Raw genomic sequence first — 19446 nt, 5'->3', positions numbered from 1 at the left:
CGGCCCTCGACGGCCCAGCTTCCCGGCCGCAGCACTAACCCGCGTACCGCGTGAGCGTGGCGATCTTGGCCTGGGGGATGGCGGCGAGCTTCGGCCGGATGCCGAGCTGACCGAGCAGGGCCAGGTCGTCGCGGATGAAGTGGTGCGCGGCCAGCCGGCCGTCGCGTCCCTCGTAGAAGTGGATCTGCTCGACGTCGACCTGCCGCCGGGTGGGTGCGACGCCGACGATCTCGCCGACGTGCACCCCGGTCAGCCGGACCCGCAGGACCACGGTCGACCCCTCGGCGACCAGGCCCAGCACCTCGGAGCGGGGCTCGTCCAGCGCCTCCCGCAGCAACCGGACCGCCGTCTTGTAGCTGTCCGGGCCAGGTGGCATGCCACGCTCGGCGAAGTCCGGCGTCAGCATTCCGTCCACACCCGACAGGTCCCCGCTGTTGAACGCGTGGTTCAACGCCAGGACGAGGTTCTTGTAGCGCGCAGACCGGTCGCTCATGACTGCTGATCCTGCTCCGGATGGGCCGTTCGGGGTATCCGTGGCACTACGGAATCGGCTACGTAGTCCGCGGGCTACTGAATCTCGGTGACGCTGTGGAAGACGTGTTTGCCCTCATCACGGGCCTGCGCGACCATCTCGTCGGCGCCTGCGGAGGGGCCGCCGATCCGCAGTACCGCGTCGCACCGGCTGAGCAGCCTGCGGGCGATGGGGTGGAAGATCTCGTCGAACGCCTCGTCGCCCGCGTGCTCGATCAGCGGCAGGGCAAGGGCTTCCCCGGTGACCGGGAGGTGCCCGGCCCGGAACACCTCGAGCGCTGTGCGGTTCATGGCGTCGACGTTGGCCCGCATCTTGGCGGGGTCGCCGTTCGTCCCGGATCTGTACGGTCCGGCCACCAGGATCATCATTCCGGTCTCCTCACGCGAGAAGGGTGGTCACGCCCGCGCGGCGGATCGCGGCGAGCGTGTCCTTGTCATCGGGTTTGTCGGTGACGAGCGTGCCGACCTCGCCGAGCGCGGCGACCTTGGCGAACGCCCGTACCCCGAACTTCGTCGAATCGGCGACCACGACGGTCTGCTCGGCGCGGGTCAGCGCGTGCTGTTTGACGGCCGCGTCCGCGATGTCGAACTCGGACCAGCCCAGCTCCCTGTGCACGGCGCCGATCGACATCACGAAGGTGTCGAACCACATCTCGTCGAGCATCTTCGCGGTGAGCGGCCCGACCAGGCTGCGTTCACCCGGACGGGACTCCCCGCCGAGCACGATGAGCCGGATCCCCCTGCGGTCGGCGAGGTGCGCGGCGGCCTGCAGGCTGAGCACCGCCACGGTCAGCGGAGCCCTCGAGACCAACGACTTCGCGACCGCCGCCGTCGTGGTTCCGGCGTCGAGCAGGATCGTCTGGCCGGGTTCGACCAGCTTGGCGGCCCGCGCCGCGATCCTTTTCTTGGTCGCCGCCTGCCAGGCCTCCCGCCGTTCGAACCCCGCCTCCTCCCGCGGCGCGCTCAACGCGACGGCCCCGCCCCGCACCCGCTCGACCAGTCCCTGCGCCTGCAGCTCGTCCAGATCCCGCCGGACCGTCATCTCGGACACCCCGAGCCGCTCGGCCAGCTCGGCAAGCGAGATCCGCTGCGACTCCCGCACAAATCTCAACGTGAGGTCCAGGCGATCCACAAGAGGCACACCCCATTTCTACCATCAACTTGTGAGATTTGGTAGATCATCTGTGATACTTGCCCCGGTGGCAAGCCATGACCCCATTGAGCGACAACAGATGCGACCACCCCGGGATTGTCGGTAGCTGCCCCTACATTCGAGGGCATGCGAGACCGAGAGTCGACAGTGCGCAGCCGTGAACTGGGCGACGCCCTTCGAACCGCCATGGCCCGGTCCGGCCTGACCGCCGCCGAGGTGGCGAGAAAACTGGCCTGGTCCCAAAGCCGCGTGTCCCGCCTGCTCAGCGGCAAACGCGGCACCGGCGAGACCAGCCTCGCCGCCGTCATGGCGATCATCGGCATCACCGGCCCCGAGTTCGACCGCCTGCTGAGGGTCTGCCGCGAGGCGAACAGCCGTGGCTGGTTGCAGCATTTCGGTGCGGGGCGGCCAAAGCAGGTCCGCACGCTGGCCGCCCACGAGGACTCGGCCGTCGCGATCACCGACTTCCAGCAGGTCCATGTCCCGGCGCTGCTGCAGACCCCGCTCTACGCGCGCAAGATGATGACCAGGCTCGGCAGCGTTCCGGCGGCGGAGATCGACGAACGGGTCGAGACCCTGCGTGAGCGGCAGCGCCTGCTGAGCCGGGCGCCGCAGATCCGGTTCACCTTCTATCTGCACGAGTTCGTACTCCGGCTGCCGGTCGGCGGCCCGGCCACGATGTCCGGGCAACTGCACCACCTGCTCCGGCTGTCCGTGCGCCCCAGCATCAGCCTCCGCGTCATCCCGGCGGCGGCCGGTGAGCACGCGGCGATGTCCGGCGCGTTCACCTTGATGGAGTTCGCCGATGTCCGGCCGGTCGTCTACGTGGAGCGGGAGACCTGCGGCCTGTTCCTGGAGGAGCGGCCGGAGATCGCCGCGTACGCCGCCATCCTGGCCGACCTCGCCGCGGCGGCCCTGTCCGAGGACGCGTCCAGGGAACTGATCGGGGACATCGCGACCGAGCTGTACCCGGCCGGAGAGGATCCGGCCGCCGGGAAGGCGGCCGTCCCCTCTCGGTTAGGCGACCACCACTAGCGGAGTGCCGGGGGCGACCTGCTCGCCCGGTTTCACCAGGACCTCGATCACCTCACCGGCGATCGGCGCGGTGAGGACGGTCTCGGTCTTCATCGCCTCCAGCGCGACCGCCGGTGTGCCCGCCGTGATCCGCTGGCCTTTGCTGACGTCGACTCGCCAGATCGTGGCCACGAAAGGGGCCTCGATGACGGTGGCGCCGGGTGGGGCGGTGTAGGTCGTGGAAGGGGGTTGGGTGGGGGTGGGGTCGGGTTTGGGGTCGAATTCGCCGGCGGCGGCCCAGGCGTGGCGTTCGGCGGTGAAGGCGGCGGACTGGCGCGCGCGGAAATCGGCGATGGAGGTGGCGTTGGTGGTGAGGAAGTCCTGGTACTTGGACAGGGCGAACTCGCCCGGCTCGATGTCGAGGGTGAGGCGGCCCGCGGCGGCGTCCGCGCGCAGGTCCAGCAGCTCCTCGGCGGAGACGGGGTACCAGTTGATCCGGTCGAAGAACCGCAGCAGCCAAGGGTTTTCGCCGTGATGCCAGCTGTTCCACACCTGCACGGTCCGGCCCACCAGCTGGTAGCCGCCGGGGCCCTCCATGCCGTAGACACACAGGTAGGCGCCGCCGATGCCGACGCTGTTCTCGGCGGTCCACGTCCGCGCGGGGTTGTACTTCGTGGTCACCAGGCGGTGCCGCGGGTCGAGGGGAGTGGCGACGGGCGCGCCCAGGTAGACATCGCCCAGGCCCAGCACGAGGTACTCCGCGTCGAACACCGTGCGGTACACGTCGTCCACAGTGGACAGACCGTTGATCCGGCGGATGAACTCGATGTTCCACGGACACCAAGGGGCGTCATCGCGAACCCCGGCGGTGTACCGGGCAATCGCCTCGCGCGTGGCGGGATCGTCCCACGACAACGGCAGGCTCAGCCGACGGCTCGGCACAACGAGTTCCTCGGTCGCGGGCAGCGAAGCCTCGATCTCCCGCACCAACCCCAGCAACCGGTCCACCGGAAGCTCGGCGGGGTCAACGTGGATCTGCAACGACCGGATCCCGGGAGTCAGGTCAACGACCCCGCGGAGGTTCGAGGCCGCGAGCTGAGACGCCAGCGCGTGCACCCGCATCCGCAACGCGAAATCCAGCTGCATCGGCCCGTACTCGATCAGCAGGTTGTCATCGCCATTGCGCCGATACGTCACGCCCGGCCCCTCAGCCCCGCGCGCGAGCACCCCGCCGTCGACAAGCGGCTGCACCGGAACGAACCGAACCGTGTCCCCCGGCCGCAACTGCCCGAGCTTCCACCGCTCACTGGTGACAACCGTTGCGGGGCAGACAAACCCGCCCAGGCTCGGCCCGTCCGGACCGAGCAGGATCGGCAGATCCCCGGTGAAGTCCACCGCCCCAACGGAATAAGGCGTGTCGTGGATGTTCGACGGATGCAGACCCGCCTCGCCGCCATCCGGACGCGCCCACTTCGGCCGCGGACCCACCAGCCGCACGCCGGTCCGCGCGGAGTTGTGGTGCACCTGCCACTCCGTGGCGTAGAAAGTGTCCATATCGGACTCAAGGAAGAACTCCGGCGCCGCGTGCGGCCCCTCGGCGACCATGATCCGCCACGAGTTGGTGAACTCCGGCCGCGAAACCACCGGCCCAGCCGTCACTCCCGAAGCGTCGCGAGGACGGAGGACATCGCCGGTCCGCAGAGCCCTGCCGCCGTGACCGCCGAACCCGCCCAGGGTGAACGTCGAAGCACTGCCCAGGAACGAAGGCACGTCGAACCCGCCGGCAATGAGCAGATACGCCCGCATCCCCGTCGAGCGCATCTGCCCAATGTCCACAGTGGCCCCAGCGGGCACCGGAACCGGCTCCCACTGCGGCGCGGCAACACCGTCGACAAGCACATCACAAGGCGCTCCGGTCACGCAAATGACCGCGGCGGAGGAAAACCGCAGCGAAGGACCGTCCATAGTGAACTCAAGTCCAGGCGCGCCCTCGGCGTTGCCCAACGCCAAGTTGCCCAGCCGGAACGACAGGTCGTCCATCGGCCCGCAAGGCGGAACCCCGACATGCCAGTACCCGACCCGCCCGGGCCAGTCCTGCACCGTCGTCATCGTCCCGCCGCGCAGCACCTCGATCCGCGGCGACACATCCGCGATCGACGCCAGCGTCCGGGTCGTATGCGTCCCAGCGAGAACGGGAGCGGAAACGGTCGCCGCCCGCAGCAGGCCGAGGTTCGTCTCGATCCCGTCCACCCGGCTCGCGGCCAGCGCCGAAGAAAGCGCGGCCCACGCCGAAGCGCGGTCCGGGCCGGTCGCGATCACCTTGGCCAGCAAGGGATCGTAGTGTGCGGTGACCGAAGTCCCCGCCTCGATCCAGCTGTCCACCCGCGCCGAAGAAGGAAAGGACACATTCGTCACCAGACCGGCGCTGGGCCGGTGCTCATGCGCGGGATCCTCTGCGTAGACCCGCGCCTCCACGGCATGCCCGGAAGGCGAACCAAGAGGCGGAATCGTCAACCCACTGGCCTGACGCAACATCCACTCGACCAGGTCCACCCCGTACACCGCCTCGGTAACGGGATGCTCGACCTGAAGCCGCGTGTTCACCTCGAGGAAAGCGACTTCTTCCCGAGCCGCGTCATAGACGAACTCAACAGTCCCGGCGCTCCGGTACCGCACCGAAGAACACAACCGCACCGCGGCGGAGTGCAACAGCGAACGGACCGAAGTGGACAGTCCGGGGGCCGGGCACTCCTCCAGCACCTTCTGGTTCCGCCGCTGCAAAGTGCAGTCCCGGTCACCCAAAGCGACAACGCCCCCGGCCCCGTCCCCGAACACCTGCACCTCGATGTGCCGTGCGGAAGTGACCAACCGCTCCAGATACACGCCGGCACTGGAAAAGGACGCCGAAGCGACCCGCTGGACCCGATCCCAAGCGGCCGAGAGGTCCGAAGGGGACTGGCAGGGCTCCATGCCGATCCCGCCACCCCCACCGGTCGCCTTCAGCATGACGGGATAGCCAAGAGAAGCGGCCGCCGAGAGAGCGGCGTCAAGCGAAGGCAGCAACGGAGTACCCGCCAGCAAAGGAACACCGGCGGCCGAAGCGGCCTCACGAGCGGTGTGCTTGCTACCAAAGAGAGACAGCTGCTCAGGAGTGGGCCCGACGAAGATCAGGCCCGCGTCCTCGACCGCCTGAGCGAACGAGGCATCCTCGGACAGGAACCCGTACCCGGGGTGGATCGCCGTGGCCCCAGTGGAAAGAGCCGCCTCCAGCAGCAACGGAACCTGGAGGTAGCTTTCCCGCGCCGGAGCGGGACCCAGCCGGACCGCGGTGTCGGCGAGACGCACGTGCGGGGCGGACCGGTCCGCGTCGGAGTACACCGCCACGGTCGAGATCCCCAGCCGCCGGGCGGTCCGCAGGATCCGGACCGCGATCTCTCCCCGGTTGGCGACGAGCAGCCTCTCCAGCATCCGCTACCTTCCGTCCCGGATTTCCCGGATGTCCACGCCGATCGGCGTCGGGTTGAACCCGTTGCACGGGTTGTTGATCTGCGGGCAGTTGGAGATCAGCACGAGCGCGTCCACCTCGGCCCGCAGCGAGACCCGCAGCCCGGGCGCGGAGATCCCGTCCACGATGCCGAGCATCCCGTCCTGTTCGACCGGCACGTTCATGTACCAGTTGACGTTGCTGACCAGATCCCGCTTGCCCAGTCCCCACTTCGCGCCCTCGGCGAGGAAGTTCTCCACGCAGGCGTGCTGGTGACGGGTGTGGTGACCATAGCGAAGGGTGTTGGACTCCTTGCTGCACGCTCCGCCGATGGTGTCGTGCCGGCCGCAGGTGTCGTCCACCACGGTCATCAGCGGCTTGTCCTCGTTGGACCGCAGCACGCTACCGGTGGTGAGGAAGATGTTGCGCTGCGCGGTGATCGTGTTCGCCGCGCTGTAACGGTGTGCCGTATCGGCGGCGTCGTAGACGAGGAAGTCGACGGCCTGGTTTCCCTCGAGGTCCACGATGTCCAGGACCTTGCCCCGCGGGACCACGGCCGACCATGGCGAGCGTGCCGCAACGGTGATCATGACTGTCCCTTCGCGTCCAGGTAGGCGAACGTGTTCTCGAAGGCGCGGCGGCCTTCCGGCGTGGACGACCACAGCGGATCGGCCGGCCGGGTCGCCTGGCCCTGCCAGGCGGCGACCTCCAGCGGGCCGGTCGAAGCGTCCGGCGTCAACGGATGCGGCACGTTCGCCAGCAGCACGATCACCGGCAGTTCCATCCGCAATGTGACCGATGCCCCCGGCCGCGCGGAATCAACGACCGTCAGGTCGCCGTTCGGTTCAACGTGGACACCCTGGAAGAACGACAGGCTCGGCGGCAGGTCTCGCGGGGTCAGCCCGTTCTTCGCCGCCGCCAACGTGAACAGCGAGCGCCCAGCAGCCGACGTCCCGCACAACGTGTCGTGCTGGGCGTCGAAGGACGCGATCGACGCCAGCGCGCGGCCCTGGTCGCTGAGCAGCAACCCGCCTTCGCCGAGGTACGCGTTCCACTGAACCTTCACCGTGTCGGCCACGTTCAGCCGTTCCCACGGCTGGTCCGCGTTGTACAGCAACACGTGCGCACAGGCGTCGCCGCTCAGGTCGGTCAGCCGGAGCATGCTCCCGCGCGCGAGGACCTTGTGCGTGTACCCGCCGCCTGGCACGACATCGGCCCACGTCAGGTGGTCGACGCCGTCCGGCGGGGCGATCGGGGTCTCGGTGACCTCCTGGGCGCGGGCGTGATCGCGGGCGCCAGATGTGGTCGAAGTGCTCATGGCGGGCCCTTCCTGGTGAGGGCGATCATGACCTGCCGAGCCTACGACGGGATTTCCTGTCGAGCGATAGAAAAATAAACCGCACGCGGCGGTATTTTTCACGTTGCGCACGGGGCACCTTGTGTGCAGTTCACTAGGATGGGCGGGTGGCAGTGGCGAGCAGGGGGCGGCCGAGGGCTACGGGGGAGGCTCCCGGCGAGCGTGATTCGCGGCAGGACGTGCTGGGCGCGGCCGCCGAGCTGTTCGTCTCGCACGGCTACAGCGCGACCTCGACCAGGTCCATCGCCGAGAAGGCCGGCCTGCGCCAAGCATCGCTGTACCACTACTTCGCCGGCAAGGAGGACATCCTCGCGGAGCTGCTGGCCGGGACCGTCCGGCCCTCTTTGGACTATGCCGCGCGACTGTCCGAAAAGGCTGCTGAGGACTGGGCCAAGCTCTGGGCGCTGGCCCGGTTCGACATCGGCCTGCTCTGCTCCGGCCCGGTCAACCTGGGCGCGCTGTACCTGCTGCCGGAGATCGGCGCGGACCGGTTCGCCGCGTTCCGCCGGGAACGGGCCGAACTCAAAGCGATCTACCGCGGCCTGGCCGGGGCCGGGGAGATCACCGGCGACCTGCTGTTCGGCCTGGTCGAGAGCGTGATCATCGTCCGCCGGGAGAAGCCGCCCGCCGAGGGGTTCGCGGCGGCCGGGGCGGACGCGGCGCTGCGGGTCGCCGGGTGCCCGGAGACGAGGCTGGCCGAGATGCGGTCGGCCGGACTGGCCCTGTGCCCATGAGCGGACCGGCGGAACGGGAGCTCGACCGGATCGGCCTGGTGTACGCCGTCGTGATCCGGCTGCTGGTCGTCGCCGTCCCCGCCCTGGTCTCGCTGTTCACCACCACGCCCAAGGCCCCGGTCCCGGCTGCGTTCGTGATCGTCGGGTTCGTCGCCTGGAACGCGGCCTTCGCGCTGCTCATGCTCCGCCGGCCGCGGATCTGGCTGATGGCCGTCGACCTGGTCGTGGTGGCCGCGGTCTGCCTCGCTCAGGTGTGGACGGCCATTCCGGACATGAAGGCCGACCGGATCAGCTGGGTGCTCGTGGCCGCGTCGATCATCGTGGTGGCCTACCAGTTCCACTCGCCGACCCTGTTCGGGATCGGCGCCGCGCTTGTCATCCTCGTCGCGTACCTCACCGGCGCGGTCCTGGCCGACCTGCAGGACTGGACGTTCGCGGTGCCGATCGGCTCGTGGATCGCCGTCGAGGCCGCCCTCGGCCGCGGGCTCTACCTGCTGATCCGGCGCGGTGGCCGGATGGCCGACCGGGAGTTCGCGCGCGGCGAGCAGGTCCGCCGCGAGGCCGCCGTCGCCGACGCGCAGCGCGCTGACGAGCGCGAATACCTGGCCTCACTGCACGACACCGCCTCGGCGACGCTGCTGATGGTCGGGTCCGGGGTGGCGGCCAAACCGGAGCGGTGGCTGTCCGCGCAGGCGCTGCGGGACCTCGAGGTGATCAGCGGCCAGGCCGATCCGGTCGACGGAGATGTGAATTTGGCCCCCATGCTGCGTCATGTCGTGGAGCACGTGCCGTTACACATTCGCTGGCGCCTGCCCGAAGGCGCCGTGACCGTGCCGGCGGTGGTGGCAGTGGCTTTGTGTCGTGGCGCACGAGAGGCGTTGACGAACGTCGTGCGGCACGCGGGTGTGGACAGCGCGGAGGTCGGGGTCAGCCAGACCTCCGACGATGTCGTGGTCTGGGTGCGGGACGAGGGCGCGGGCTTTGATCCGGCCCTGATCGCCGACGGACATGGTTACGGCGTGACCCGATCTCTCGTCGAACGGATGGACCGGATGGGCGGCCAGGCCGTGGTCACGAGCGCGCCCGGAGCGGGCACCGAGATCCGGTTGGAGTGGTCACCGTGACGACAGTGACCACCGACCACGTGCGCTACGGCGAGATCGTCGAGGCGCGGTTCCAGCGGGAGATGCGACGAGGCGCGGCCCTGATCGCGGTCGTCGTGCTGTACGGCCTGGAACTGCCCAAGCTGCTCGGAAACTGGACAACTTCGTATCAGTCGCAAGCGGTTCAGCTCGCCGCGGTGGCCGTGTTGACGTTCGTGCCCGCGATCGCTTGGCAGGACACTGTGGTCAAGCGGTGGCGGTGGCCGCTGATCGCGCTGGTCCTCGCCGCCTCGATCGCCGCGACGATCACGGTCGTGCCGGCGGACCGGCTCGGCACACCGCACTGGTCGGACGAGGCCGTGGGCTGGTCGCTGATCCTGCTGGCGATGGACCGGACCCTGCCGCTGTTCCTCGGTTTGCTTGCCGCGCACTATGTTCCGGCGTTCGCGCTGGCGTTGTTCGACGGCCCGGTGAAGGTGACGTTCGCCGGTGTCGTGAACTCGACCGCGATCACGGCGTCGTTCCAGGTCGCGGTCGTGTTGTTCGCCAACGCTTTGCGCCGGGTCGGCACGTCGGTCGCGCGGATGGGTCGCGAGGAGGAACGGACCCGCACGCTCGCGGCCGTGTCCTCGCAGCTGCACGAGGACCGCAAGAACCGCTACGCCGCTCTCGCCGGCACCACCGCGCCTTTGCTGGCGGGCTTGGGTTCCGGCGAGCTGAACCCGGGGGACGAGTCGGTCCGCCGGTCCTGCGCCATCGAGGCCGCGCGGATGCGCCGGCTGTTCGGTGACGCGGGGGAGCGGCCGGATCCGTTGGTGGACGAGCTGACCGCGTGTGTCGGGCTGGCGGAACGCAATGGCGTGTCGGTCCGGTTCTCCGCGCAGGGCGAGTCCAGGGCCATTCCGACGGAGGTGCGCCGGATGCTCACCGAACCCGCCGTCGCGGTGCTCGCCACCGCGCGCGGAAAAGTCCGGCTGACCGTGGTCGGGGCGCCCGACCAGGTGACGGTCAGCGTGGTCGCCGCCGCCGGCGAGTACGACGTGCCCGAAGTCGAGCACGAGGAGATCACCACATCCACCATCCGGACCGACGGCCGGCTGTGGATCGAGGCGACCTGGAAGGGCCAGTCATGACGAGCGTCGTGGTGGTGGACGACCATCCCGCGGTCATCGCCGGAGTGCGCGCCTGGTGTTCGGCGGCCGAGCCGCCGATCGAGGTGGTGGACTCCGGCTCGAACGTGGGCGTGGCCTGGCTGGACCCGGGCGACCGCGCCGATGTGGTCGTGTTCGACCTGCAGCTGGACCTGTCCGGCCCGGCCTACGGCGACCTCAAGCGCCTGGTCGACGCGGGCCGCCAGGTGGTCGTCTACACCATGCGTGAGGACAAGGAGACCGCGCTGACCTGCCTGGACATCGGTGCGTTCACCTACCTGACGAAGGCCGAGGGCGAGGACCACATGGTCGCCGCCATCCAGGCGGCCGCCAGCAACACTCCGTACACGCCGCCCGCCCTTTCGGGTGCGCTGGGCACGGACACCCGCGCGAACCGGCCGAACCTGACCCAGCGCCAGGTCGACGTGCTGCTGGAGTGGTTCCACTGCGAGTCCAAGGAGATGGTCGCGCAGAAGCTGAACCTCACGGTCAGCACGGTGAACGGCTACCTCGACCGCGTGCGCGTCAAGTACGCGAATGTCGGCCGGGAAGCGCCGACCAAGGCCGCTTTGGTGGCCAGGGCCATCCAGGACGGCATCATTAGTGTCGACGAGCTGTGACTGACAGTCATCTGCGCAGGTCGAGGATGAGGGCCGAATAACTGTCATACTCGGATGCGACCATTGCATAGCGTGGTCGGCATGATCCCAGTAGGCGTGATCGAGGACCACCCGCTGTATCGCGAAGCGGTGGCCAAGCTGCTCGCCGACGCCCCCGGCATCCAGCTGGACGCCGTCGCGGGGTCGATCGCGCAGTTCGCCGCCCGCCGCCGTACCACCTCCGGCGTTGTCGTGCTCGACCTCAGGCTGCCCGGCCTGCAGGGTGCGGCCGCCGTGATGGAAGTCGTCGCGATGGGGTACCGCGTGCTCGTGCTGTCCGCGCACTCCGAGCAGAACGAGGTGCTCGGCGCGATGGCCGCGGGTGCGAGCGGATACCTGTCCAAGGACTCCGAGGCCGACGAGATCGTGCACGCCGTGCGCGTGATCGCCGAGGGCAACAGCTACGTGAGCCCGATGCTGGCCTCGCATGTGCTCGACGCGTTCGCCGGCCGGCACACCGGTCCGGCGATCGAGCTGTCCACCCGGGAGCGGCAGGTGCTGTCGCTGGTGGCTGCGGGCGAACGCGATCAGGACATCGCCGAGACCCTGGAGATCTCGATCCGGACCGTGCGTTCCTACCTGGACCGCATCCGGGACAAGACCGGCCAGCGGCGCCGGCCGGAGCTGACCCGGTACGCCATCGAGATGGGCGTGACGTACGGCCGCGTGGAATCGATGCCCGCCTGATGGAGATCTTCCTCGCCGGAGTCGCCGTGCTTCTCGGCGTGGCCGGGTACTACCTGGGTGTCCGGCGGGGCCGGGCGGCCGAACGGCTGGTGTTCCACCGGTTCATCCACGACACGGTGCTGCAGGCGCTGGAGGCCATGGCGCTGCGGCGGTCGTCGGACTCGCCCGAGCTGACCGAGATCCGCAACGCCGCCCGCGCCCAGGCCGCGGTTCTGCGGCGGGGGCTGAGCGAGCCCTCGGGCGGCCGGTTGATCGAGGACCTCTCCGTGCTGGCCACCGACATGTCCCGCGAAGGCTTGCGCGCCCAGCTCGTCTCCGCGGACATCGACGACACCCTCCCGGACGCGCGCCGCAAGGCCGTCCGGGACGCGACCCGCGAGGCGTTGCGGAACACGTTGAAACACGGTGGCACCAAGCGGGTAACCGTGCGCGTCGAGGAACGTGACGGCGGGATCGCGGTCACCACAAGGGATCACGGCGTCGGCTTCGACATGACCGTGCAGCCGCGCGGGTTCGGCATCAAGGAGTCGATCATCGCCCGCGTCGGCGAAGTCGGCGGCTACGCGGACATCGTCTCCAAGCCCGGAAACGGAACCCGCGTCACCGTCTGGGTCCCCCGCTAATCCCCCGCGTGTCCCACACTCACCGCCCCCGTGTCCCACATTCGCAGGGGGCGTGTCCCACGTTCGCGCACCCCGTGTTCCCCGTTCGTCCCCGGCGAAAGGGGATTTCGGGGGCCGTGAGTGTGGGACACGGGGGCGACGAATGTGGGACACGCGGTTAGGTTGGGGGTGCGAAGGGGCCGTCGTCGAGTGGGTCGTCGAGTGGGTCGTGGGGCGGCTGCTGTGGTGAGGGTGAGGGTTGGGGTTGGGGTTGGGGTTGGGGGTGGGGATGTTGGGGTTGGTAGAGGCGGGCTTCTTCGCGTCTTCTGCGTTCGGCCAGGACCGTGCCCAGATACGTCTCCAGCGGCATGCCCGGGGGGATCGGCGAGCCCAGGTGGCCGCTGACCTCGGTGGCCAGGCCCCAGCCCAGCTGGCCGGCGGCGCTCGGGCTCAGCTCGCGGATCCGGCCCAGGTACTGGCGGATCGCGAGGGCGAGGTCGTTGGGGATGGCGCCCACCGGCAGCTCGGCGGCCCACGGGGCCAGCTGCGGCGGTAGGTACGTGTAGACCTGGCGTTGCTGGGGGATGCGTTCGCGGATGACCAGCGTGCCTGCCAGCATGTCGCCGACGCGTTGGGCGTTCTTCGAGCTCATCGACACGATCACGGCCACCGCGCCGAACACGCCGAGCACCCAGAAGTCCACGAACGCCCCGGCCAGCGCGCGCACCAGGGCGTGCCGGAACCGGATCGGGCCGCCGTCCACGCGCACCACCCGCAGGCCCGCGGCGATCTTGCCGACCGTCTGGCCCCTGGTGAGCGTCTCCATGGTCGCGGGGTAGCCGATCAGCACGATGACCAGCGTGAGGATGGTGACCGCGCCGGCCAGCGCGTCGTCGAACCCGAACGCCCCGCCCGTGGACAGCAGCAGGAACACGATCAGCAGAGTGGCCGCCTGGATCACGACATCCAGGGCCATGGCGAGGCCGCGGCTGGCCAGCCGTGCCACCCGCAGTTCGAGCAGTACGGCCTCACCGCTGACGAGATCGGACATTCCCGCGTGCACCCCCTGGTCATGCGGGATAGTACGAGATGTGGATGTCGACGTGTTCGTCGCCGCGCACAGTGCGGAGTGGAACCGGCTGGCCGCGCTCACCAGGAGCGCCCGGTCGTTGCGTGGTGCCGAAGCGGACGAACTGGTCCGGCTCTACCAACGCGTGGCCACGCACCTGTCGGTCATCCGCACCGAGGCGCCCGATCCCGCCCTGGTCGGCCGTCTGTCCACGCTGGTCGCGCAGGCCCGCTCGGCCATCACCGGCACGCACACCCCGGCGTGGCGCGAGGTCGGGGTGTTCTTCAAACGCCGCCTGCCCGCCGCCCTGTACCTGGGCTGGCGCTGGTGGGTGAGCGTGGCGGTCGTGTTCCTGATCGTCAGCGGGATCATCGCCGCCTGGATCGCCACACACCCGGACGTCCAGGCCGCGATCGCCGCGCCGGACGAGATCCGCGAGATGACCAGGCCAGGTGGCGCGTACGAGGCCTACTACTCCAGCAACCCGGCAGCTTCGTTCGCCACGGGGGTGTGGACGAACAACGCCTGGGTGGCGGCGGGAGCGTTGCTGCTGGGCGTGTTGCTGGGGATCCCGACCGTGTACATGTTGTGGCTCAACGCTTTGAACCTCGCCGTAGGGGTGGGCCTGATGGTGTCCGCGGGCCGGGGTGCGTTGTTCTTCGGGTTGCTTGTGCCGCATGGGTTGCTGGAGCTGACCGCGGTGTTCGTGGCGGCTGGGATCGGCATGCGGCTGGGGTGGACCGTGATCGATCCGCGGGGCCGGACGCGGGCCCGGGCGTTGGCCGAGGAAGGCCGGTCGGTGGTCGTCGTGGTGCTCGGGCTGGCTTGCGTGCTGGCGATTTCCGGTGCCATCGAGGGGTTCGTGACGCCATCGGGCTGGCCGACCTGGCTGCGGATCGGTATCGGTGTCCTGGTCGAGCTGCTTTTCCTGGCATATGTGTTCATTCTCGGCCGCCGGGCCGCGAAAGCCGGTGAGACGGGCGACATCGACTCGCGTTACGCCGAGGACACCCTGCCCGCCGCGACCTAGAGCCGGCCCGCTGCCTTGAGCGCCAGGTACTTGTCCGCCAGGGCGGGGGCGAGGTCGTTCGGGGTTGCGTCGACGACTTCGACGCCTCGGCGTTGGAGCAGGGCGGCGATGTGCTCGCGTTCCTGGAGGGTTCGGGCGGCTGCGGCAGCGTCGTAGACGGCCTCGGCGTCGCCTCGGGCCTGGGCCATTTCGGCGACTCGTGGATCGGTGACACTGGCCACGAGCACGAGGTGGCGGGATGTCAGGGCGCTGAGAACGGGCATCAGACTCTGCTGCACGGGATCCGGGTCGAGGCCGGTCAACAGCACGACGAGCGAACGGCGGCGGCTGCGGCGCAGGACTTCGGCGACGATCCCGCGGGCGTCCGACTCGACGAGCTCCGGTTCGAGCGGTGCCATGCTGTTCACCAAGGAAGGCAACAGGTCCGCGGCCGACGAGCCCTGGACGCCGGCCCGGACCTTGCGGTCGTAGGCGATGAAGTCGACGCGGTCACCGGCACGGGCGGCGAGGGCGGCCAGCAGGAGAGCGGCGTCCATTGTGGCGTCGAGACGCGGAATGTCGCCGACCCGGCCCGCGGAGGTCCGGCCGGTGTCCAGGACGATCATCAGGTGCCGGTCGCGTTCCGGCCGCCAGGTGCGGATCATCACGTCGGACGCGCGAGCCGTTGCCCGCCAATCGATCGAGCGGACATCGTCACCGACCACGTAGGTCCGCAACGAGTCGAACTCGGTGCCCTGGCCGCGCGCCAGTGTCGCCAGCCGGCCGTCGAGTTCGCGGAGCCTGGCCAGCCGTGAAGGAAGGTGTCTGCGGCTGTGGAACGGTGGCAGCACGCGAAGTGTCCACGGCACCTCGTGCGATCCCTGCCGTGCAGCCAGTCCCAGCGGGCCGTAGGCGCGAACCGTGACGCGGTCGGCTTTGCGGTCACCGCGGCGGGTCGGAGTGAGCCCGGTGGTGACCGTTTGCCTGCCGTGGCCGGGAATGTCGATCGTGTGCCGGTCGACAGCGCCCGCGCTCGGCGGCCAGGCGTCCCGCAGTACACCACGAACCCTTGCCCGGCCGGGGTTTTCGATGATCAGGCCGACCTCGGCGGTGTCACCGAGACGCGCGGACCGGGCGCCGGCCCGGGTGAACCGCAGCGCCCGAACGGATCCGGCCAACGCTAGGTCGGCTAGCACTGCTATTACGATCACAGCCGTCACGAGCACAACGCCGGACGTCGAGGGCACGGCAAACCCAACGACGACAGCGCCTAGCAGTGCTAGCAGGCCGACCCGGCCGGTGATTGCCATGGCGTCAGCGAGGAACCGGCACGGCGGCGAGCACGCCGTCCAGCACCCCGTCGGCGGTGGCGCCCTCCAGCTCAGCCTCCGGCCGCAGCTCCAGCCGGTGCCGCAAAGCCGGGCGCGCCAACGCCTTGATGTCATCAGGGGTCACGTAGTCGCGGCCGGACAGCCACGCCCACGCCCGGCCCGCGGCCAGCAGCGCGGTCGCGCCACGCGGTGACACACCGAGCCGGACGGCGGGGGAGTTGCGGGTGGCGCGGCAGATGTCCACGACGTAGCCGATCACCTGCTCGTGCACGGTCAGCGACCGGACCGCGGCCCGCCCGGCGTCCAGATCGGACTTGCCCGCGATCACACCGATGTGGCTGAGATCGCGGGGATCGAAGCCGGTCGCGTGCCGGGTGAGGATGGTCACCTCGTCCGCGCGCGACGGTGTCGGCATGGTCAGCTTGAGCAGGAACCGGTCCAGCTGCGCCTCCGGCAGCGGGTAGGTTCCCTCGTACTCGACCGGGTTCTGGGTGGCGATCACGATGAACGGGTCGGGCAACGGCCTTGGCGTGCCGTCGATCGAGACCTGGCGTTCCTCCATCGCCTCCAGCAGCGCCGACTGGGTCTTCGGCGGGGTCCGGTTGATCTCGTCCGCGATCAGCAGGCTGGTGAACACCGGGCCCTCGCGGAACGTGAAGTCCGCCTTGTTCGGGTCGTACACAATGGACCCGGTGACGTCGCCCGGCATCAGGTCCGAGGTGAACTGCACGCGCGTGCACCTCAGGTCCAGGGCCGCCGCCAATGCCCGCACCAGCAACGTCTTCGCCACGCCCGGGACGCCCTCGATGAGCACGTGCCCCCGGCACAGCAGGGCGATGATCAGGCCGGTGACCGCGCCGTCGTTGCCGACCACCGCCTTGCCGACCTCGGCGCGCAACGCCACCAGCGCCGCGCGGGAACTCTCCGTCATGTCGTTCGGACCTCGTTGATCAGGGCGTCCAGGGCATCCGCCAGGTGGACAAGGGCTTGCTCGGTCGCTGGTGCCGGACCGTACAGGATCGCGTGGACCTCCGCGCCGGGCCGCCCGGTGCGCTCGGCGATCCGATCCACCACCGCGGCCTCGGAAGTGAGGCCCAGCATGGGGATCAACCGGTTCAACGCGGCCCGGCGCAGCGCGTCCGCCGCGTGGTCCGTGGCTTTGGCGCGACGGTAGAGGCGTGCGCGGCCTTCGGTCGTTTCCGCGGCGCGCACGACGACCGGCAGCGGCTCGGTGACGACCGGGCCGAGTCTCCGGGCGCGCCACAGCATGAACAGCAGCACCGCGATGACGACCTCGATCACGGCGTAACCCCAGCCGGGCGGGATCAGGTCGTAGATCGACCGCTGGCCACCGGACGCGGTGGCGTCGGCCAGGCTGGGCAGGTACCAGACGAGCTTCTGGTGCTGGCCCAGCAGTCTCAACGCGAGGGCCGCGTTGCCGTCCTCGTCAAGGACCTCATTGGACAGTGGGGTCGCGTCGCCGAGCACGGTGACGCCGTCGAGTGGGACCAGAGTTCCCTCGTAGCAGGAGTTTCGTGCTTGGTAGGCGACGGTGCCGATGCGAGCTCGACCGGCGGCCTTCGCGGGGCCGAAATCGCAGTCCGGGTTGCGTGCGTCCGCTTTGGCTTGGCCCTGAACGGACACCGTCGGGGCGATCGCGTCGAGCGTGGCTTCGGTGGGGGTGATCAGGATGGTGTCCTTGCCACGCAAGGTTTTCCACTCGTCGGCGCCGACCCAGTCGGGACGGGTGACCAGGAGTGTGGTGTCGCCCGCGACCGCGTTCTTGGCGGCCTGGAGGGTCTCGACCTTCACGATCTGCACGCCATAACCCTGAAGCAGGCGGGCGACCGCGCGGCTTCCGTTCGGTGCCACCGAGTCCGGGTCGGCGGCATCGGTGTTTCCCTTGCTGGTCAGCAAAGTGATCACGATGGCGGCCACGAGGACGACGGCGCCGACGGTGACCGGGCCGCGGGCGGTGCGCCACAACTGTTTCGTGTCAGGGGAAACGGACGTCATCGGCGGGCGCCGTCCAGGGCCAGGTCGAGGTCTGCGAGCCGCTGGTACGACTGTGCGGTGGCGGTCCGGCCGCCGTACCAGATCTCGTCGAAGATCCGCGCCGCTGTTCGCAAGGCGGTGGCGTGGCCGGGGAGGCGTGCTCCGGCTTCACGGGCGAGTTCGTCGACCGTGCGGCCGGAGCGTTCGTCGAGGACACCGCGTTCTTCCAGGCCACGGGCGATCGCACGGAACCGTTCGCGGACGGCCTCGGCGAAGTCGCCTCGCTGCGCGGCTTGCTCGGCGGCCCGGCGGTGGTCCGCCGCGGTGAGGCGCTTGCCGGTGAAGACGGCCGCGCTTGCGTTGCGCGCCAACGGTCCTACGCGCAGGCGGATCACGATGACGACTGCGATGATCAGTACGAGCAGGATGAACAGGCCGGCGAACCCACCGGGGAAGCCGACGGCGATCCTGCCGAACAGCTCGCCGATCTGGGTGATCAGCCAGCGAATGGCACGATCCAGCCACGACGGCTCGGCGGCGGCGTACGCGGGGTCGGACAGTTCCCGGGCGGCCGCGTCGCGCGCGGCGTCCGGGGTGACCTCGACCGGGATCTGGCTCATCCCGCCGCTTGCCGTGCCAACTGGATGTCCAAGCCCTCCCGGCGGATCCGTCGGTCGATGTAGACCAGTGTGGTCACGCCGGACACGAAGGGCTGCACGATGGTGTCGGCGATGATCTGGCCGATGGTGACGATGAGGATGGTCGCGCCCAGGCTCATCGTCGGCGTGCCGAGGCCGCCGGTGATCAGGGTGAACGGGATGTTCACGATGTAGGCCAGGATCCCGGTGATCAGCGAGGCCAGCAGCAGGATCCCGAACGTGCGCCACCAGGCCTGGTTCACCAGCTCACGCGACCGGCCGAAGGCGCGGCCCACCTTGGCGCCCTCCAGCATCAGCGCGTTGCTGGTCAGGCTGAACAGCACGTAGAGCCAGACGGCCGGGATGATCAGCGCGACCGTGCCGCCGATGATCATCAGTGTGTAGAGCAGGCTGGCGCCGAGCAGCGGCCAGAACCGGGGGACCACCTGCCGCCACGCCTCGCGGGCGGTGATCGGCTGGCCCAGGATGGCCTTGCCGACCACGATGGTCAGCATGCCGGCCAGCACCACCTGGGTGAGCAGGTTGATCACCACGGTCGGGATGGTGGCCAGCAGGGCGATCCGCAGGTTGTCCGAGGCGATGTCCAGGTCGTTGGCGTTCAGCGGCAGGTCCGAGGCGAGATAGCTCGTCTGGGTGCGCAGCAACGTCAGCGTGCCGACACTGAGCACGTTGGACACCACGGCCACCAACGCCGAGAGCCCCAGCATCTGTTTGGGGTAACGGCGGATGGTCGCGATGGCGCCGTCCAGGATCTCGCCGACCCCCAACGGGCGCAACGGGATCACGCCCGGCTTCGGCGGCGCCTGGTAGTACGGCTGCTGCGGCGGCATCGGGCCGGGCGTCGGCGGTGGTACTGGATCCTGCGGTCTGCCCTCGTCGGGCGCGGACCAACCCCCTGTGTCGTTCAC

At 69.6% G+C, this 19446-nt stretch carries 20 protein-coding genes; 8 read left to right on the top strand and 12 right to left on the bottom strand.

Features of this window, described 5'->3' with window-relative positions; translation table 11 throughout:
- Positions 1–34 precede the first annotated feature (34 nt).
- From AB0J95_RS10465 to AB0J95_RS10455, 3 genes are all read right to left on the bottom strand, one after another.
- Complete coding sequence (locus tag AB0J95_RS10465) at positions 35–493, bottom strand: ester cyclase (RefSeq protein WP_364755282.1); 459 nt, start codon at positions 491–493, stop codon at positions 35–37.
- A gap of 74 nt (positions 494–567) precedes the next feature.
- Positions 568–900 carry a DUF4406 domain-containing protein gene (locus tag AB0J95_RS10460; RefSeq protein WP_364755279.1) on the bottom strand — a complete coding sequence of 111 codons (333 nt, stop codon included), beginning with the start codon at positions 898–900 and terminating at the stop codon, positions 568–570.
- 10 nt (positions 901–910) lie between these two features.
- Positions 911–1672: a DeoR/GlpR family DNA-binding transcription regulator gene (locus AB0J95_RS10455; RefSeq protein ID WP_364755276.1), complete on the bottom strand. Its 762-nt coding sequence runs from the start codon at positions 1670–1672 to the stop codon at positions 911–913.
- Positions 1673–1810: 138 nt separating this feature from the next.
- On the opposite strand from AB0J95_RS10455, the gene AB0J95_RS10450 reads away from it, so the two are divergent.
- Positions 1811–2719, top strand: coding sequence for a helix-turn-helix transcriptional regulator (locus AB0J95_RS10450; protein ID WP_364755273.1), 909 nt, complete (start codon positions 1811–1813; stop codon positions 2717–2719).
- Here AB0J95_RS10450 and AB0J95_RS10445 read toward each other — a convergent pair.
- From AB0J95_RS10445 to AB0J95_RS10435, 3 genes are read right to left on the bottom strand one after another with little or no spacing between them, the layout of a single operon-like run.
- Entirely contained in the window at positions 2702–6166 is a 3465-nt protein-coding gene (locus AB0J95_RS10445) for a 5-oxoprolinase/urea amidolyase family protein (RefSeq protein WP_364755270.1), read from the bottom strand. The genes AB0J95_RS10450 and AB0J95_RS10445 overlap by 18 nt on opposite strands.
- A 3-nt stretch (positions 6167–6169) precedes the next feature.
- On the bottom strand, positions 6170–6772 hold the full coding sequence (locus AB0J95_RS10440) for an urea amidolyase associated protein UAAP2 (RefSeq protein WP_364755267.1): 603 nt from the start codon (positions 6770–6772) through the stop codon (positions 6170–6172).
- A complete protein-coding gene (locus tag AB0J95_RS10435) occupies positions 6769–7500 on the bottom strand; it encodes a DUF1989 domain-containing protein (RefSeq protein WP_364755264.1) in 732 nt (243 codons plus the stop codon). The genes AB0J95_RS10440 and AB0J95_RS10435 overlap by 4 nt, the downstream gene beginning before the upstream one ends.
- 146 nt (positions 7501–7646) lie before the next feature.
- Between AB0J95_RS10435 and AB0J95_RS10430 the strand changes: the two genes are divergently transcribed.
- The 6 genes from AB0J95_RS10430 to AB0J95_RS10405 all read left to right on the top strand — a co-directional run bounded on the left by AB0J95_RS10430 (position 7647) and on the right by AB0J95_RS10405 (position 12496).
- Positions 7647–8273 carry a helix-turn-helix domain-containing protein gene (locus tag AB0J95_RS10430; RefSeq protein WP_364755262.1) on the top strand — a complete coding sequence of 209 codons (627 nt, stop codon included), beginning with the start codon at positions 7647–7649 and terminating at the stop codon, positions 8271–8273.
- Complete coding sequence (locus AB0J95_RS10425; protein ID WP_364755259.1) at positions 8270–9397, top strand: ATP-binding protein; 1128 nt, start codon at positions 8270–8272, stop codon at positions 9395–9397. The genes AB0J95_RS10430 and AB0J95_RS10425 overlap by 4 nt, the downstream gene beginning before the upstream one ends.
- Entirely contained in the window at positions 9394–10509 is a 1116-nt protein-coding gene (locus tag AB0J95_RS10420) for a hypothetical protein (protein WP_364755256.1), read from the top strand. The genes AB0J95_RS10425 and AB0J95_RS10420 overlap by 4 nt, the downstream gene beginning before the upstream one ends.
- On the top strand, positions 10506–11147 hold the full coding sequence (locus tag AB0J95_RS10415; RefSeq protein ID WP_364755253.1) for a response regulator transcription factor: 642 nt from the start codon (positions 10506–10508) through the stop codon (positions 11145–11147). The genes AB0J95_RS10420 and AB0J95_RS10415 overlap by 4 nt, the downstream gene beginning before the upstream one ends.
- A gap of 81 nt (positions 11148–11228) precedes the next feature.
- A complete protein-coding gene (locus tag AB0J95_RS10410; protein ID WP_364755251.1) occupies positions 11229–11873 on the top strand; it encodes a response regulator transcription factor in 645 nt (214 codons plus the stop codon).
- A complete protein-coding gene (locus AB0J95_RS10405) occupies positions 11873–12496 on the top strand; it encodes an ATP-binding protein (RefSeq protein WP_364755248.1) in 624 nt (207 codons plus the stop codon). The genes AB0J95_RS10410 and AB0J95_RS10405 overlap by 1 nt, the downstream gene beginning before the upstream one ends.
- A gap of 157 nt (positions 12497–12653) precedes the next feature.
- On the opposite strand, the gene AB0J95_RS10400 is transcribed toward AB0J95_RS10405, so the two are convergent.
- Positions 12654–13526 (bottom strand): RDD family protein, encoded by an 873-nt coding sequence (locus AB0J95_RS10400; protein ID WP_364755245.1) that lies wholly within the window; start codon positions 13524–13526, stop codon positions 12654–12656.
- Between the two features lie 40 nt (positions 13527–13566).
- On the opposite strand from AB0J95_RS10400, the gene AB0J95_RS10395 reads away from it, so the two are divergent.
- Complete coding sequence (locus tag AB0J95_RS10395; RefSeq protein WP_364755242.1) at positions 13567–14574, top strand: stage II sporulation protein M; 1008 nt, start codon at positions 13567–13569, stop codon at positions 14572–14574.
- On the opposite strand, the gene AB0J95_RS10390 is transcribed toward AB0J95_RS10395, so the two are convergent.
- From AB0J95_RS10390 to AB0J95_RS10370, 5 genes are read right to left on the bottom strand one after another with little or no spacing between them, the layout of a single operon-like run.
- Positions 14571–15863, bottom strand: coding sequence for a DUF58 domain-containing protein (locus AB0J95_RS10390; RefSeq protein WP_364755240.1), 1293 nt, complete (start codon positions 15861–15863; stop codon positions 14571–14573). The two genes, AB0J95_RS10395 and AB0J95_RS10390, sit on opposite strands and share 4 nt — an antisense overlap.
- A gap of 4 nt (positions 15864–15867) precedes the next feature.
- On the bottom strand, positions 15868–16815 hold the full coding sequence (locus tag AB0J95_RS10385; RefSeq protein ID WP_364755237.1) for a MoxR family ATPase: 948 nt from the start codon (positions 16813–16815) through the stop codon (positions 15868–15870).
- Entirely contained in the window at positions 16812–17900 is a 1089-nt protein-coding gene (locus AB0J95_RS10380; protein ID WP_364755234.1) for a DUF4350 domain-containing protein, read from the bottom strand. The genes AB0J95_RS10385 and AB0J95_RS10380 overlap by 4 nt, the downstream gene beginning before the upstream one ends.
- Positions 17897–18499 carry a DUF4129 domain-containing protein gene (locus tag AB0J95_RS10375; protein WP_364755231.1) on the bottom strand — a complete coding sequence of 201 codons (603 nt, stop codon included), beginning with the start codon at positions 18497–18499 and terminating at the stop codon, positions 17897–17899. Before AB0J95_RS10375 ends, AB0J95_RS10380 begins: the two co-directional genes overlap by 4 nt.
- Positions 18496–19446 (bottom strand): hypothetical protein, encoded by a 951-nt coding sequence (locus AB0J95_RS10370; protein ID WP_364755228.1) that lies wholly within the window; start codon positions 19444–19446, stop codon positions 18496–18498. The genes AB0J95_RS10375 and AB0J95_RS10370 overlap by 4 nt, the downstream gene beginning before the upstream one ends.

Source organism: Actinocrispum sp. NPDC049592, from assembly GCF_040675465.1.
Taxonomy (GTDB): domain Bacteria; phylum Actinomycetota; class Actinomycetes; order Mycobacteriales; family Pseudonocardiaceae; genus Kibdelosporangium.
The sequence above is the reverse complement of the archived record's forward strand: the minus strand, read 5'-3'. Positions and strand labels throughout refer to the sequence as shown.

Coding starts and splice junctions, on each gene's coding strand:
- AB0J95_RS10450 (WP_364755273.1), top strand. CDS start 1,811: ATGCGAGACCGAGAGTCGACAGTGCGCAGCCGTGAACTGGGCGACGCC.
- AB0J95_RS10425 (WP_364755259.1), top strand. CDS start 8,270: ATGAGCGGACCGGCGGAACGGGAGCTCGACCGGATCGGCCTGGTGTAC.
- AB0J95_RS10385 (WP_364755237.1), bottom strand. CDS start 16,815: ATGACGGAGAGTTCCCGCGCGGCGCTGGTGGCGTTGCGCGCCGAGGTC.
- AB0J95_RS10445 (WP_364755270.1), bottom strand. CDS start 6,166: ATGCTGGAGAGGCTGCTCGTCGCCAACCGGGGAGAGATCGCGGTCCGG.
- AB0J95_RS10410 (WP_364755251.1), top strand. CDS start 11,229: ATGATCCCAGTAGGCGTGATCGAGGACCACCCGCTGTATCGCGAAGCG.
- AB0J95_RS10380 (WP_364755234.1), bottom strand. CDS start 17,900: ATGACGTCCGTTTCCCCTGACACGAAACAGTTGTGGCGCACCGCCCGC.
- AB0J95_RS10390 (WP_364755240.1), bottom strand. CDS start 15,863: ATGGCAATCACCGGCCGGGTCGGCCTGCTAGCACTGCTAGGCGCTGTC.
- AB0J95_RS10465 (WP_364755282.1), bottom strand. CDS start 493: ATGAGCGACCGGTCTGCGCGCTACAAGAACCTCGTCCTGGCGTTGAAC.
- AB0J95_RS10375 (WP_364755231.1), bottom strand. CDS start 18,499: ATGAGCCAGATCCCGGTCGAGGTCACCCCGGACGCCGCGCGCGACGCG.
- AB0J95_RS10460 (WP_364755279.1), bottom strand. CDS start 900: ATGATGATCCTGGTGGCCGGACCGTACAGATCCGGGACGAACGGCGAC.
- AB0J95_RS10405 (WP_364755248.1), top strand. CDS start 11,873: ATGGAGATCTTCCTCGCCGGAGTCGCCGTGCTTCTCGGCGTGGCCGGG.
- AB0J95_RS10400 (WP_364755245.1), bottom strand. CDS start 13,526: ATGTCCGATCTCGTCAGCGGTGAGGCCGTACTGCTCGAACTGCGGGTG.
- AB0J95_RS10435 (WP_364755264.1), bottom strand. CDS start 7,500: ATGAGCACTTCGACCACATCTGGCGCCCGCGATCACGCCCGCGCCCAG.
- AB0J95_RS10415 (WP_364755253.1), top strand. CDS start 10,506: ATGACGAGCGTCGTGGTGGTGGACGACCATCCCGCGGTCATCGCCGGA.
- AB0J95_RS10440 (WP_364755267.1), bottom strand. CDS start 6,772: ATGATCACCGTTGCGGCACGCTCGCCATGGTCGGCCGTGGTCCCGCGG.